Consider the following 15,175-nt stretch of genomic DNA (forward strand, 5'->3'; position numbering starts at 1 on the left):
AGTGAGCTGACATGCGCTTATTGTTAACCGGGATCATGACTTTGTTGCTGACGGCCTGCGCTGCAAATATGGGCCATCACAAACCCGTTGAAGTGAAAGAAGCATTAAATCAGGCGGCGAATGAGGCACAGAGCCGTCCGCTGACAGATTTGCCTTCTGCTGTCAGTGCTGATCTCATGCCCAGTCTGAATCGGCAGGGATACGGGCGCAGTGGTGCTTACGAAAGGCGTTTCCGTGTGAATGCCCGCGGCGTTGAGGCCCGTGCATTTTTCTCCAGTCTTGTGCATGGCACCGCGTTTAACATGGTGATCCACCCCAATGTCAGCGGCCGTATTACGCTGTCGTTGCAGGATGTTACGCTGGATGAAGTGCTGGATGTGGTGTCAGATATGTATGGTTACAACGTCGAGCGCAAGGGCAATATCATCCAGGTTTTCCCGGCGGCCCTGCGTACGGAAGTGATCCCGGTAGATTACCTGCAGCTGCAGCGTCGCGGTATATCACTGACTTCCCTGACTACGGGCTCCATCAGTGATCCCAAGAATGACGGCAACTATCAGTCATATGATTATCGCCGGACCCGCAATAATGAAGAGGACAATAACAATCGCAGTGACAGTAGTGAGCGTACTTCGTATTCAACCGGCGGAACCCGGATTGAAACCCGCTCTGAAAGTGATTTCTGGAATCAGTTGCAGCGAGCCGTACAGGCTATGATTGGCACCGGGCAGGGGCGGAGCATTGTTGTGTCACCGCAGGCCAGTCTGCTGACCGTTAAAGCCTTCCCGAATGAATTGCGGGAAGTGCGGGAATTTCTCGGGGTTTCGAAAAAGCGTTTGCAGCGACAGGTGGTACTGGAAGCCAAGATCATGGAAGTGACCCTGAATGACAGTTATCAGCAGGGGATCAACTGGAGCAATATTACCAAGACCATTGGCGGTACCGGGATCATTTTTGGCCGGACCGGTCCGTCTGCGCTGCCGGGCGGTAATGAGATAGCCAATCTGTTGGACGGGCAGACCAATATTACGATCACGGACGGGAATTTTTCTGCCGTCCTGAGCTTCCTTCAAACCCAGGGAGACCTGAACGTGCTGTCCAGCCCCCGGGTTACCGCGGCAAATAACCAGAAAGCGGTGATCAAAGTCGGGGGAGATCAGTACTTTGTGACCGAAGTGGATGGCGGAGAAGCGATCACGGATGGCGGCGTTGCCTCACCGAATGTGGTGCTGACGCCTTTCTTCTCAGGTATTTCTCTCGATGTTACACCTCAGATTGACGATGATGGCGGCGTTTTGCTGCATGTTCACCCCACAGTGGTTGAGGTGACTGAGGAAATCAAGGATATCGCACTGGGTGATACTTTCGGCACTTACAGCCTGCCGCTGGCCAAAAGCTCGGTCCGTGAATCAGATTCGGTGATCCATGCAAACAGCGGCGATGTGGTGGTGATTGGCGGTCTGATGAAATCGTCACTGAAAGACTTGGAAACCAAGGTCCCGCTGTTGGGTGATATTCCGGGGCTGGGGTATTTGTTCCGCAATATCAACAAAGTACAGACGAAGACTGAGCTGGTGATCCTGCTGAAACCAACCGTCGTGAGCGATCAGACCTGGCAGCAGGAAATCGAGCGGTCACGCTCACTGGTTGATCAATGGTTCCCGGATGAGGGTTAAGGCCAATGTATCTGGCGCACTTTGGTTTCACACAACTGCCTTTTCGGCTGACGCCGGACACTGAATTGTTTTACGCGCTGCCGCCGCATCTGGAAGCAATCCGGATGACATTGTCGGCACTCGCGATGGGAGAAGGGTTTATCCAGATTGCCGGTGAGGTCGGGACGGGAAAAACACTGGTGTGCCGGATGCTGGTCCGGCAATTACCGCAACAGTACGAACTGGCATATCTGCCGACTCCTGCCATGAGTGGCCGGGAGCTGCGTGCGGCCCTGGCAAAAGAGCTCGGGCTTGAGCCGGAAGAGGATCATCTGACCCTGACCGAATCCCTCCACAGCGCACTGGTGGAGCGCAAGCGGGCCGGGCGTTCTGTGGTGGTATTGCTGGACGAAGCTCAGGCACTACCCGATGAGGCGCTGGAAGCCCTGCGATTATTGGGAAATCTGGAAACGGAACAGGAAAAATTGCTGCATGTCGTTTTACTGGGCCAGCCTGAACTGGATACCCGGCTGGCGACCCCGCAACTGCGTCAGTTTCATCAGAGGATTACTTTCCGTGCTGTCTTACGCCCGTTGGATCTGGCTGAGACGGCCTCTTATATCGATCACAGGCTCGGGAAAGCGGGTGCGGAACCGGGATTGATCCCGCTGACGAGGCAGAAAGAGATCTGGCATGCCAGTGGCGGGATCCCGCGTTTGATCAATCAACTGTGTCATAAGGCGTTTATTATGGCCTGCAGTGCCGGACGGGATTCTGTGGGCAAAGCTGATGTGCGTGCGGCCATTGAGGATACCCGGGCCGCCCGGCAGCCGCGCTGGTCTTTTCCGGTTTTATGGGGATGGAACTGAGCATGAGTCAGGTAAATCAGATGCTCAACAGTTTGAGCCAGAACGGCGCGTCTCAGGGCGCACCTGAATTGAAAGCCGCCCGGATCAAACCATTGCCGAAATCCCGGTGGCCGCTCTGGTTATTTTCGGGACTCATGATTGCCGGCGTGGCTGGTGCAACGGGCTGGTGGTTTGGTCAGCAGGACCGTGAACCAGTCGTGATGCATACGGATGCGGGCGAAACGATGCCTGTTTCAGACACACTGCAGGATGACGGGCATGAGAATTATCAAGTGACGCCAGTTGTTTCAGCAAAGCCTTCTCCGAAACCCGCGGAGGGGGCGGCTTTAAGCCAGCAAACTTCTGCTGAGCGTCCAACAGATCGCTCCGCTCAGAAAGACATGAAAACTCAGCCTCCCTCGGAACCGGTTGTCGGCGATTCTCCACAGCCGGATAAAGCGGTTGCTGAAATGAAAAGCCAGCGGCATATCCAGTCTGTTGTACCGGCAAAAACGCCAAGTCAGACACGGGCTCAGAATCAGGCCCAACCGCGAAAATTGGCATCTGTTGCCCCTGTATCACCGAAACCAGCCGGAGTGGCTGCGGATGATGCGGGCCCCGTGGCAGAAGAGAGCAAAGATGCCGAATTGTTGATTGAAAGCGTGGCTTTGCCGCCGAAGCAACTGGCTCAGGTGGATTACGACAAGGCGATGAAAGCGCTGAGCGAAGGTGACAGCCAGAAAGCGCTGGGATATCTCAAGTCGGTTCTGGACTATCAGCCGGACCGGGTGGAAGCCCGCCAGCAGTTGTCGGCGCTGTATTACGGTCGTGGGGATGTGCGCCGGGCGATGCTGACATTGCAGCAAGGGTTAGCGAAACAGCCGGAGCAGCAGACATTGCGCCTGACGATGGCGAAATTGCTGGCCAGTGAATCTCAGCCGGAAGTGGCGCTGGATGTGCTGAGCAAGCTGCCCCGAGAGCCCGAGAGTGAGTTTCTGGCCCTGCGGGGGGCGCTGGCACAGCAACTGAACAATCAGCCGCTGGCGCTGAGCAGCTATCAGCAGCTTATCGAAGCAGAACCTTTTGACGGCCGCTGGTGGCTGGGGTTGGGGATCGCGCTGGATCGCAGTGAGAAAACAGCCGACGCCGTGGCCGCATACAGCAAAGCCCTGAAACTGGGTCAGGTGTCCGGCGCTTCTCAGCAGTTTATCCGTCAGCGTCTCAGCACGCTAAAGGCACAGGAGGGGTGAACTGATGCAACTTCGGTTACGTAAACGTCTGGGCGATCTGCTGGTTGAGGAAGGGATCGTCAAACAGGAGCAGCTGGATCGGGCGCTGGATCAGCAGCAGAGCACCGGGCGTAAGCTCGGAGATACCCTGATCAGTATGGGCTTTCTGAGTGAGCAGCAGTTGCTGTCGTTTTTGTCCCGGCAGCTGGATATTCCCCTGATCGATCTGAACCGGGTATCGGTCGACAGCGAGGCTGTCGGTCTGCTGCCGGAAGTCCATGCCCGGCGTTTGCGGGCATTGGTGATCAGCCATAAGGTCGACACGGTGCGGGTGGCTATGAGTGATCCGGCGGATTTGGCGGCGCAGGAGGCGGTGCTGAATCAGCTCTATCAGTACCGGGTTGAGCTGGTGATCGCCCCGGAACGACAACTGATTTCTGCGTTTGACCGGTATTACCGCCGCACCAAGGAAATTGTCACTTTTGCCGAGCAGCTGAATGCTGAGCATCAGGACAACCGGGACTTCAGCTTTACGGTTGACAATTTCGACAACGAAGAAGTCACCGTCGTCAAACTGATCAACTCTCTGTTTGAAGATGCAATTCAGGTGGGCGCGTCGGATATTCATATCGAACCGGATGCCAGTGTGCTGCGGATTCGCCAGCGGATCGATGGGATACTTCACGAGACCCTGATCAATGAATCGGCGATCGTCTCGGCGCTGGTGTTGCGCCTGAAACTGATGAGCGGGCTGGATATTTCAGAAAAACGTCTGCCGCAGGACGGGCGTTTTCATGTCACAGTGCGCGGCCACTCGGTGGATGTGCGTGTCTCGACGATGCCGGTGCAGTATGGCGAGTCGGTGGTGATGCGTCTGCTTGATCAGTCGGCCGGGATCCTCAGCCTGGATGAAATCGGAATGCCGCCGGAGATTTTGTCTCGTTTTCGCCGTCAGCTGAAACGTCCCCATGGGATGATTCTGGTCACCGGGCCTACCGGATCCGGTAAAACCACCACTTTGTACGGTGCGCTCAGCGAGCTGAACAAACCGGGTAAAAAGCTGATCACCGCTGAAGATCCGGTGGAATACCGCCTGCCGCGGGTGAATCAGGTGCAGGTCAATCCCAAGATCGGTCTGACCTTTTCTTCGATCCTGCGAACTTTTCTGCGGCAGGATCCGGACATCATTCTGGTGGGGGAAATGCGGGATCAGGAAACCGTTGAAATTGGCCTGCGTTCCGCTCTGACCGGTCATCTGGTGTTATCGACCCTGCACACAAACGATGCGGTCGACAGTGCATTACGGATGATCGACATGCAAGCACCGGGGTATCTGGTGGCCAGTGCGGTCAGGGCTGTGCTCGCGCAGCGACTGGTCCGTCGGGTCTGCCAGGACTGTGCGGAAGATACTGAACCGGATACGGCGCAGCGGCAGTGGCTGAAAGCCCGTTTCCCAGAGTCAGCTGATCAGAATTTCCGGCAAGGCCGGGGCTGCCAGAGCTGTAATCTGACTGGATATAAAGGGCGAATCGGGGTGTTTGAACTGCTGGAAATGACACCGGCGATGATGGATGCCCTGCGGGCCAGTGATACTGTGACCTTTGCCCGGCTCGCACGAACAACTGAAGGTTATCAGCCCCTGATTGAGTCCGCGATGGCGCTGGCCCGGAATGGCAGGACCAGCCTGGAAGAAGTGCTGACGCTGAGCGAAGGAGACTATCTGGCCCCAGAGTTTGATACCTTGCTGGCGTCTGCCCTGGAGCATCATTGATGCCGACATTCGATTACCGGGGACGGAGCAGTCAGGGACAGTTGGAAAAAGGACAGCTGGAAGCTGCGACGGAAGAGGCAGCAGCGGAGCAGCTCATGCGGCAGGGGATCATTCCGCTGGAAATTCGGCGCGGGCACAGCCAGGGAAAACTGAATCTCGGTGAGTTGTTTCAGCGACAGGTTCCTCAGGAAGCGCTGGTGATCCTTTGCCGTCAGTTATACAGCCTGACCAAAGCCGGTGTGCCGTTGCTGCGGGCCATGAAGGGACTGGAACAAAGTACCAGTCATCCCTTATTACGTACCACGCTGGATGCAGTGACAGTCGAGCTGACCAATGGCCGGGCTCTGTCGCAGGCGATGAAATTGCATCCGAAAGTCTTTTCTGAGCTGTTTGTTTCCATGATCCACGTGGGGGAAAACACGGGGCGGCTGGAAGATGCCCTGTTACAGCTGGCGCAGTATTACGAGCAGGAACTGGAGACCCGGCGCCGGATTAAGTCGGCGATGCGTTACCCGACGTTTGTGCTGACGGCAATTGTATTGGCGATGATCGTGCTCAATACCAAAGTGATTCCGCAATTTGCCGACATGTTCAGTCGTTTTGGTGTCGAGCTGCCCTTACCGACCCGGCTTCTGATTGGTACTTCAGATTTTCTGATGAATTACTGGCCCTTGCTGCTGGGCGCTGCGCTGATGAGCTGGATTGGCGTCAAAGCCTGGCGGCAGACCGCAGAAGGCAAAGAAAAATGGGATCGCTGGCGGCTGAAAGTCCCGGTCGTTGGCGACATAGTGAACCGGGCTCAGCTGTCCCGGTTTTCCCGGACTTTTGCATTAATGATCCGGGCTGGTGTCCCCCTGAATCAGGCACTGCAGTTATCTGCCGAAGCGCTGGAAAATCAGTATCTGGAAAATCGGCTGCTGGAGATGAAAAGCGGCATCGAAGGGGGGAGCAGTATTACGCAGACTGCCATGCAGAGCGGTATTTTTACTCCATTAGTGCTGCAGATGATCGCTGTTGGTGAGGAAACGGGTCAGGTAGACGAATTGCTGCATGAAGTGTCGGATTTTTATGATCGCGAAGTTGATTACGATCTGAAAACCCTGACTGCCCGGATAGAACCATTCCTGCTGGCGGTCGTGGCCGGTATGGTGCTGATCCTGGCATTGGGCATCTTTTTACCGATGTGGAACTTACTGGATTTGGCCCGGAGCGGGCTTTGAGTCCCATCGTTTTCTGCAGAAAGTTGTTCTGGCCATTCAGTAGTAACTTTCTTGTCATTATTTTGGCGGGAAATGGGTGCTAAGTTCACGTAAATCATATGAAAAAACTGAATTATCCCCGTTATTTTTGTTGGTATTTTTTTAGGATAGTGAGAGAATGGTGATGTTTATTTTGACGTCAAATCGTCATGATTTTGGCAATGTATGAATGAGTGTCTGAACAGACAAATAGGTTTCACACTGATAGAGCTGATCATGGTGATCGTTATCGTCAGTATATTGTCTGTGGTTGCCATTCCCCGGTATATCCAGATCGCCAATGATGCCAGAGTGGCGGCACTGCAAGGCGTCGCTGGCAACTTTTCTGCCGCCGTCATTTCTGCGCGGGTGCAGTGGGAAGCCGATGGAAGGCCCCGTGAACCGTTTCCGGATGGGTTCCTCAATCAGGTTCGTTATGACGGGACGTTGTTTAACCTGACGTCGTCCGACATCAGAGGACGAGCAGGATATCCATTTTCTTTATCCGGGCAGGGAAGTGACCAGTTGTCGGCTGTTTCTGCTCAGGATTGCCTGGATCTGATGGGGGGACTTTTGCAAAGCCCGCCGTCGGCCACGCTGGATGATAAAGCGGCAGTTTCAGGACAATATCAGTATTTCGTCAGAGCTGAGGTAGTCAGCGGTCACCGGCTTTGTCGTTATTACCAGCTGGCTTCGGCCAGTGATTTTTGGACCGGTATGAAATCAATAACCGCCGGCCATTCTTTTATTTACACGCCGGCGTTGGGCCGGATTGATATGAAGATAGAACACAATAATTAGGAGTCAGTAATGAAACGTCAAGGTGGTTTTACCCTGATTGAACTGGTAGTGGTGATCGTGATTCTCGGTATTCTGGCTGTCACTGCGGCACCACGTTTTTTAGATTTACAGGATGATGCGCGGAATTCGGCCTTGCAGGGGTTGAAGGGCGCGATGGATGGGGCTGCTGGAATTGTTTACGGTAAGGCTGCGATCCGCGGGAATGAGGCGTCCTCGACAGAGGTTGCTGTTGACGGCGTGCAAACCATTTTTGGTTATCCGACTGCAGCAACAGACGGTATCGGTGCCGCGTTTGAGTCAGCGGATTGGATTGTTGCGCCAGCCAGTGTGACTGGCGGGGCTGCGTTACCGACCGGAAAGATTGGTTATACGTTCTCTGGCCGAACGGCTGATGGCTGTTACGTACAATACACTCAGGCAACTTCGGGCGCCGTTGCGACAACACAAGTGGTGACTGGTGACGGTTGTACAATGAATTAAGATTTTCTGGCTGATGAGTATGAGCCAAATGCGTTGAGCTTGAGGGGCGGACTCCTGCCCCTTTTTTCTTTTTTACAGGGCGTCTCGGGTGACAGCATGGCGTGCCAATACCGCGCTGGCCGGCAATGCGGCTTTACGTTGATTGAGCTGATTCTGGTGATCATACTGCTGGGCATCCTCGGTATGACAGCCGCTTCACGCCTGATTGGCCGCAGCAGCTTCGATGCCTATCTGACCCGCGATCAGGCTGTCAGCCTGGCACGCCAGATCCAGCTCAGAGCCATGAGCAACAATACACCTCAGGGGACACAGGATCCCTGCCTGTCACTCATCGTGCAACCCGATCGCTTTGGTCCCGCGACTTGTGCTGATACCACTTATTCCGGCCGTGCACTGACGACCCAGGAAGATGGCGTGACGGTTTCCGGGACAACTCAGGGCGAAATCCGTTTTGATCTGCTGGGTCGGCCATATCAGTCAGACAGCAGCGGCAATAAAACTCTGCTTTGCGCCAGCAATTGCAAAATCACTTTTACCTCCCGCAATGCGCTGTCTGCGTCGCTCTGTATCAACCGTGAGGGCTATATCCATGCCTGCTCGTAATACGGCCGGAAGGCAACACGGTTTTACGCTGATTGAAGGCATTCTGGCGATTGTGATCATGGCGATGGCGATGGTCATGCTGGTCAGCTTTTTATTCCCACAGACCGAACAATCGGCAGTTCCGCATTATCAGGCCCGGGCCGCAGCAATCGGGCAGGCCGCGATGAATGAAATTCTGGCACGAAAGTTCGACGAACAATCGGACCCGTTTAATGACAGCGTGATTCGTTGTGGAGAAGCCAGCTACACCTGCACCCCCCCGGCTTTGCTGGGAGGAGATGGCAGCGAACTGATCAGCAACCTGCTCAATGTCGGTGCGGCCGATGATGTGGATGACTTTACCGGATGCTGGGGGACCTCGGCCCAGTGTGCGGGCAGCGGCCTGACCCGCCTCGGCAACCTGCAGGATCTGGTCAAGGTTTCCGTGGCGGATGAGAGTGATTACCGCAATATCTGGCTGGAAGTGCAGGTCGGTTATGAACTTGATGCTTTTGATGGCGCAGCGACAACAGTCACGGCTCAAAAACGCATTCGTGTGCTGGTGAAAACCACACGATACGGAGACTATCTGTTCACTGCGTTCAGGAGTAATTACTGATGCGCCCGACGCGCGGATTTACGCTGATAGAGATGATCATGGCGATGGTGGTGCTGGCATTTATCACGCTGGGCATCGGGACCTATCTTCAGCTTGGCGCGCAGGGGTATACCGACACCATTCACCGTGAAAGGCTTCAGGCGGAGGCCCGTTTTGTGATTGAGCGGCTGACGCGTGAAATCCGTCACGCGGCCCCGAACAGCCTCAGTTTCAGCAAGGGTTGCCTGTCTTTTTATCCGGTCTATCTGGTTGCTGCTTATCGCAGTGAGCCTGATATGTCTGGGCTGCACGTTCTGGTGCCGCCCGATGCGCAGCAGATTGCGTTGTGGAATCGGGAACTGAAAGATTACCGGGCGGCGGCAGGTTTTACCGGTGCAGGGGAATATCAGGCTGCGGATGACGACAGTATGGTGATCACCGGCACCAGCAAGCAACCGACACTTGCCGATCCCACAGCCACGCTCCAGCTTTCACAATGGCTGGGAGACCGTTCTCCCGGGAAGCGCCTGTATCTGTTTTCACGGCGGGTGGCTTTCTGTCAGGAAGGTGAGCGTCTGATCCGCCGGGTGAATCAGGGGGCGGGTGAGGAACTGACCGATAAGCTGAATCGTTTTGATGTTGCGCTATCCGGCAGCGGACTCAACAGCAACGGGCTGATCCATCTGGAGATGACATTTGCCGACCCGGTCAGCCGGGAGTCCTCGGAATACACTCAGAGTGTACAGGTGATCAATGTCTTATAGCAGGCGGAACTCTCCCAGACGGCAACAGGGCAGCGCACTGGTGGTTGCGATTTTCGTGATTGTGGTGATGGCTGCCATTGCCGCGGCCATGTTGCGGGTCAGTGGTTCCAGCCAAGACATGACAACCCGTGAGGTCCTGTCGACTCGCGCCTGGCTGACAGCACACTCTGCGAATGAAGTGATCATGAACCGGCTTTTTCCTGTGGCGGGCAGCGGTTCGTCGCTGACGGTTTGCGACAGCCTCAATCCGGCGACCGGAGCTCCTTATCGTTTTGCTCCGTCCGGGAATGGCGGATGCGGTGCAACAGTGACGTGTGAGTCATCAACGAACGAGTCAGTGAATACTTACTATTTGGTCAGCAAGGCAAGCTGTGGCAGTGGTCCCCATATGGTTACCCGGACGCAGGTACTTTGGGCAAAGGATTTGGCACATGAATAATGGTTGGCAATGGATGATGTTTACCTTACTGCTGTTTTGTCAGCAGGCCTGGGCGTCGGCCGAGCAGTGTAATGATATCCGGACCGACAGCAGGTTTAATGTGGCTTATCAGATTCATAATGCCCAGTTGAAAGAAACCATTTATGCGACCAAGAAGAACGACACGCGGCCTTTGGCACTCTGGAGTAATGATGCGTCCATCTCGCCAATTATCTCAGATACAGAGATGGTGGCTGGCGGCGACTATTACATCTGGCTGAAATATGAGCAGCTTGGGAATAAGCAAGGACGGCTGACTTACTATCTGTATGAATCGGGGTCTGTCCCGGTCGTGTGGCGAGCGGTGACAACAGTCTTTGCCGATTTATCTCCAATCAAGAGTGTTCCGATCAAGGTGGACGGGGTTGCGGTTGAGGGCATGTCCTGCACCATTGATGATTCCGCGCCAGATTTACCGGTTTCCACCGATGTGTGTGAACTTTTCCCCGGACCGGTGCAGACCTGGGTCGGAAATCAGAATCATTTGTTCACTTCCGATGCTGGGACTCAAATATCGAACACCAAAAATAATCGCGTTGGATTTGATAATTCTATCGTCGAGAAGCTTTATGACCCTGATTTCAGACCAGAAGGAAGTGTCGATGGATTGTGCGATGGAATTCAATGTGCGCTTGGTGGGATGATGGCTGAAAAGAAAACGTTGAATTGGAATGTGCCTGGTACAGATATAGCCAAAGATCATGTTGTTATGGCTGATGAAACAGCAATTCCTGGTCGTTACTATATGGCTGAACGTTTTAATTTTGGTCTTTCCGTTGAACCAACAGGAAATTTAACGTTTCCGTCTGGAGAGTATTGGATAGATCGCGCTGATATCAGAGGCGAAATTACTGTAAATGGTGAAGTGATATTACATGTGCTTGATTTGTTCAGAATCAGCAACGCAGGTGTAGTGAACACGACGAGTCCCTCTGACAATTTGACAATATATGCATACAATAATGGCGATGAATGCCCATTACCGCTTAATTATCCCCATTATCAACCTCAGGTGAATACAAAGTATTCAGTGAATATTAGTTCTTCTGGTTTATTTAACGGTCGTATTTATTCTCAAGGGCCAGTTGTGTTGTCGAATCAGTCGAGCTTAATTGGTGCGGTGACAGCCTGTCAGTTGCAGATGAGTAACAGTGCCCGGATTGTCGGGAACAGCCAGTGCTTTCAACCGCCGGAGACGAATTACCAGCTCATTGTCAGCCCGTCCCGGGCATTGAGTCTGATGTGTGAGCGTCAGCTGGTGGAATTTCAGGTGCTGGATAAAACCGGTGCGCTGGCAACAGGTTTTCAGGGCAGTATAGATGTGACTACAAACCTGACTGTCAGCGGGCAGGCAAGCTGGTATGAACAGGCCAGCGACGGTACAGGACAAGATGTCAGCCAAAGCCAGCGCTTTGCTGTGGTGAACGGGATCACCCGGCTCTGGCTGAAAAGTGAAGTGATTGAAACCATTCAGGTGAGTGGCCGTCTGGTTTCGGATGGTTATCCGACAGCGAATGGTCAGTACAGTTTTGTTCCTTTCAGACTGCAGCTTCAGGATCAGGCCCTGAAAATGGTGGCCGGGAAGCCTGAGTCTGTTGCGGTGTCGGCCATGAGCTGCGATGCCAGCCAGAGCACACCGGAAGTCGCGAAAGATTACAGCGGCGATCGCCTGCTCAATATGAGCACCGCTTACACCCTGCCGGACAACGGGACGAAGGCGATTGAACTGAAAGACAAGGCGGGGGACTGGCAGACATCTCGTGTAACGCTGACGTTTGCAGAAGGCGTGGCGAGTACTTTTCTTCGTTATCTCGATGCCGGGCAGGCACAATTGAAGCTGGTGGATCCGAACTGTACCAAATCCGGGGGATGCAGCATCCGTGGTGACGGACAGCCGCTGGATGATCTGGCACTCGGCGACTGGACGCAACTGGAAGGGACGCAGACCGTGTGGGCCCGTCCATATACTTTTGCACTGTGCGGGATTACCGCCAGCAACGGCAAGACGGATTTTTCTGGTACTGCCAGCAGCGGCCCCGGTTTTTCTGCGGCAGGGGAAAGTTTTTCCGCAATCCTGAAACCTGTGATCTGGACCGATGAAATGGCAGCCCCCGTACAGGATTTATCCGGAGATGGTCGCCATGATGTCGAAACAACAGTGTACGCCCGCGCTGACTGGTGTCGCGTGGCAACCACACCGAATTATTACTCTGTTGCATCTGTGAGTGCGCCGTTTGCGCTGTCAATTCCGGCCAAACCGGCTTCACCGGATGAGCCGGATGCTGCGGGAGGGATACTTGGCGGAACGCTGAGCGGGACGTTTACCGCAGCGCAGGCTGCTCAAGGTCTCACCCTCAGTCACCTGAACTGGAGTGAAGTCGGCAGTGTGTGGCTTCAGGCGGATGCAGATTATCTGGGCATGACTGTGGATCAGGGCGTTGGGGAAATCGGACGCTTTTATCCGCATCATTTCGTGATCAAAGACAGCCTGGTCCTGGATGCCAACGGTGACAGCTTTACCTACATGGAACAGCCTTTCTCGGTTGAGGCCACGATAGAAGCACAGAACAAGCAAAGCGGAGCCACACAAAATTACGGCAACTTTGCCGGGCAGTATCAGGAAGCTGTGTTGCTGCGAGCCGTCAATGATGATGCTTCTGGATCGGCGGCGAACGAGCTGACGGAGAGATTATCGGAGCACACGGTCTATCAGAGCTGGTCAAAGGCATTCCAGGAGATTCGTGCAGACAGCATTACTTTTCTGCGTGTTGTCAGCAGTGTCAGTCCGAGAGTGACACTGCCAGACGGGCCTTATCCGGTTAGTCTGGGACTGGTTGTGCGAGACAGGACAGATTGCGGTTCGAATGGCTGTACCGATTTTCAGACAAAATCGCAGGAAATCCGGGTTCTGGATGGTGCCACGCCGGAGAGGGCTGCAGCACTGAGTGGGGACATTCATGCGCGTTATGGCCGGATGCGGCTCGAAGACAGCGTCGGCCGGGAAGGTGAAAACGTTAATATGCCGGTGATTCTGGAATACTGGGCGCAAGGTCAGTTTGTCACGAATGGGGATGATTCATTTTCTCGCTTTGACGGACAGCATGCTTTCCGGCAGGGCCTCACGAATCCAGAGAGTCCGGCAATCACGGTTTCTGGCGGAGAAAAGACGGTTGTCAGTGGATCCTCACAATCTGGTGATCTGTATGCCACTGGCACTGCTGTCAGGGAGCAAGTCCGCTTCTGGCAAAAACTGGTGTCAGATATCCCGGCACCGATAGCCGGCGAAAATGAAATCAAAGATTCTGCTGCTGGCACACAGGTTGGGGCTGTGCCTCAGCGCTGGCTGCTGTACGATTGGCGCGGCCTCGGGGATGAAAACCCGTCAGCGGTCGTGACTTTCGGACTTTATCGCGGCAATGATCGCATCATTTACCGCGGTGAAATGAATATCAATCAGGCCCTGAATGAATAGGGAAGTGTGGGCTTACATCGTTTCTAACCGCAGTTCGCTGCCGGAAAAGCAAACACAAAAGGCTGACAACTCCTAAAAATGAGGATCTGTGGCAGGTTTGACAAAGCTTATCTTGTCTCGCTACCGACCCCTTGATACATTTAGGCGCAATTTTTACGAATTTTGAGCTTGCAGGATTAGCCGAAAACTATGTTTAAAAAACTTCGTGGCATGTTTTCTAATGACCTGTCTATTGACCTGGGTACTGCCAATACCCTGATTTATGTCAAAGGACAGGGGATCGTTCTCGATGAACCATCAGTGGTCGCCATTCGCCAGGATCGCGCCGGAGCAACCAAGAGTGTCGCGGCCGTTGGCCACGAAGCCAAACAGATGCTTGGTCGTACGCCGGGCAATATCGCGGCAATTCGTCCGATGAAAGACGGTGTGATCGCCGACTTTTACGTCACAGAGAAGATGCTTCAGCACTTTATCAAGCAAGTTCACGACAATAGTGTTTTGCGTCCGAGTCCGCGTGTACTGGTCGCCGTTCCTTGCGGTTCAACGCAGGTTGAACGTCGTGCTATCCGTGAATCTGCACAGGGTGCGGGTGCCCGTGAAGTTTACCTGATCGACGAGCCGATGGCGGCAGCGATCGGTGCGGGCCTGCCTGTTTCTGAAGCGACAGGTTCGATGGTGATCGATATCGGTGGTGGTACGACTGAAGTTGCCGTGATCTCCCTGAACGGTGTGGTTTATTCGTCTTCTGTGCGCATCGGTGGTGACCGTTTCGACGAAGCGATTATCAACTATGTTCGCCGTAACTACGGCAGCCTGATCGGTGAAGCAACCGCTGAACGTATCAAGCACGAAATCGGTTCTGCATATCCGGGTGATGAAGTTCGTGAAATCGAAGTTCGCGGTCGTAACCTGGCTGAAGGTGTGCCACGCAGCTTCACCCTGAACTCGAATGAAATTCTGGAAGCGCTGCAAGAGCCGCTGACCGGTATTGTCTCTGCAGTCATGGTAGCCCTGGAGCAGTGTCCGCCAGAATTGGCTTCTGATATCTCTGAGCGTGGTATGGTTCTGACCGGCGGTGGTGCACTGCTGCGTGATTTGGACCGTCTGCTGACGGAAGAAACCGGTATTCCTGTTGTTGTTGCTGAAGACCCACTGACCTGTGTTGCTCGTGGGGGCGGTAAAGCGCTGGAAATGATCGATATGCATGGTGGCGATCTATTCAGCGAAGACTAATGTCTACCCCGGCAAATATCCAGACA

Annotated in this window: 13 protein-coding genes; all 13 read left to right on the forward strand. The window is 54.2% G+C overall.

What is annotated here, in order from left to right:
• Nucleotides 1-11: 11 nt before the first annotated feature.
• The 13 genes from mshL (at nt 12) to mreB (ending at nt 15,149) form a co-directional block, all read left to right on the forward strand.
• Complete coding sequence (gene mshL, locus L4174_RS01690) at nt 12-1,676, forward strand: pilus (MSHA type) biogenesis protein MshL (RefSeq protein ID WP_248143862.1); 1,665 nt, start codon at nt 12-14, stop codon at nt 1,674-1,676.
• A gap of 5 nt (nt 1,677-1,681) precedes the next feature.
• Nucleotides 1,682-2,524: an ExeA family protein gene (locus L4174_RS01695; protein ID WP_248143863.1), complete on the forward strand. Its 843-nt coding sequence runs from the start codon at nt 1,682-1,684 to the stop codon at nt 2,522-2,524.
• Nucleotides 2,525-2,526: 2 nt separating this feature from the next.
• A complete protein-coding gene (locus tag L4174_RS01700) occupies nt 2,527-3,753 on the forward strand; it encodes a lipopolysaccharide assembly protein LapB (RefSeq protein WP_248143864.1) in 1,227 nt (408 codons plus the stop codon).
• A gap of 4 nt (nt 3,754-3,757) precedes the next feature.
• A complete protein-coding gene (locus tag L4174_RS01705; RefSeq protein ID WP_305885151.1) occupies nt 3,758-5,503 on the forward strand; it encodes a GspE/PulE family protein in 1,746 nt (581 codons plus the stop codon).
• Entirely contained in the window at nt 5,503-6,723 is a 1,221-nt protein-coding gene (locus L4174_RS01710) for a type II secretion system F family protein (protein ID WP_248143865.1), read from the forward strand. Before L4174_RS01705 ends, L4174_RS01710 begins: the two co-directional genes overlap by 1 nt.
• A gap of 204 nt (nt 6,724-6,927) precedes the next feature.
• Nucleotides 6,928-7,542, forward strand: a complete 615-nt coding sequence (locus L4174_RS01715) for a type II secretion system protein (protein ID WP_248143866.1) — start codon at nt 6,928-6,930, stop codon at nt 7,540-7,542.
• Nucleotides 7,543-7,551: 9 nt separating this feature from the next.
• Entirely contained in the window at nt 7,552-8,022 is a 471-nt protein-coding gene (locus L4174_RS01720) for a type II secretion system protein (protein ID WP_248143867.1), read from the forward strand.
• 96 nt (nt 8,023-8,118) lie between these two features.
• Nucleotides 8,119-8,625 carry a prepilin-type N-terminal cleavage/methylation domain-containing protein gene (locus L4174_RS01725; RefSeq protein WP_248143868.1) on the forward strand — a complete coding sequence of 169 codons (507 nt, stop codon included), beginning with the start codon at nt 8,119-8,121 and terminating at the stop codon, nt 8,623-8,625.
• Nucleotides 8,612-9,223, forward strand: a complete 612-nt coding sequence (locus L4174_RS01730; protein WP_248143869.1) for a prepilin-type N-terminal cleavage/methylation domain-containing protein — start codon at nt 8,612-8,614, stop codon at nt 9,221-9,223. The genes L4174_RS01725 and L4174_RS01730 overlap by 14 nt, the downstream gene beginning before the upstream one ends.
• Nucleotides 9,223-9,966 (forward strand): PilW family protein, encoded by a 744-nt coding sequence (locus L4174_RS01735; protein WP_248143870.1) that lies wholly within the window; start codon nt 9,223-9,225, stop codon nt 9,964-9,966. Before L4174_RS01730 ends, L4174_RS01735 begins: the two co-directional genes overlap by 1 nt.
• Entirely contained in the window at nt 9,956-10,405 is a 450-nt protein-coding gene (locus L4174_RS01740) for an MSHA biogenesis protein MshP (protein ID WP_248143871.1), read from the forward strand. Before L4174_RS01735 ends, L4174_RS01740 begins: the two co-directional genes overlap by 11 nt.
• A complete protein-coding gene (locus L4174_RS01745) occupies nt 10,398-13,916 on the forward strand; it encodes a polymer-forming cytoskeletal protein (RefSeq protein WP_248143872.1) in 3,519 nt (1,172 codons plus the stop codon). Before L4174_RS01740 ends, L4174_RS01745 begins: the two co-directional genes overlap by 8 nt.
• A 189-nt stretch (nt 13,917-14,105) precedes the next feature.
• The gene (gene mreB / locus L4174_RS01750) at nt 14,106-15,149 is read left to right on the forward strand and encodes a rod shape-determining protein MreB (protein WP_036749742.1); all 1,044 of its coding nucleotides are present in this window, start codon (nt 14,106-14,108) and stop codon (nt 15,147-15,149) included.
• The last annotated feature ends 26 nt before the right edge of the window (nt 15,150-15,175 follow it).

It is taken from the genome of Photobacterium sp. CCB-ST2H9 (assembly GCF_023151555.2).
Classification (GTDB): domain Bacteria; phylum Pseudomonadota; class Gammaproteobacteria; order Enterobacterales; family Vibrionaceae; genus Photobacterium.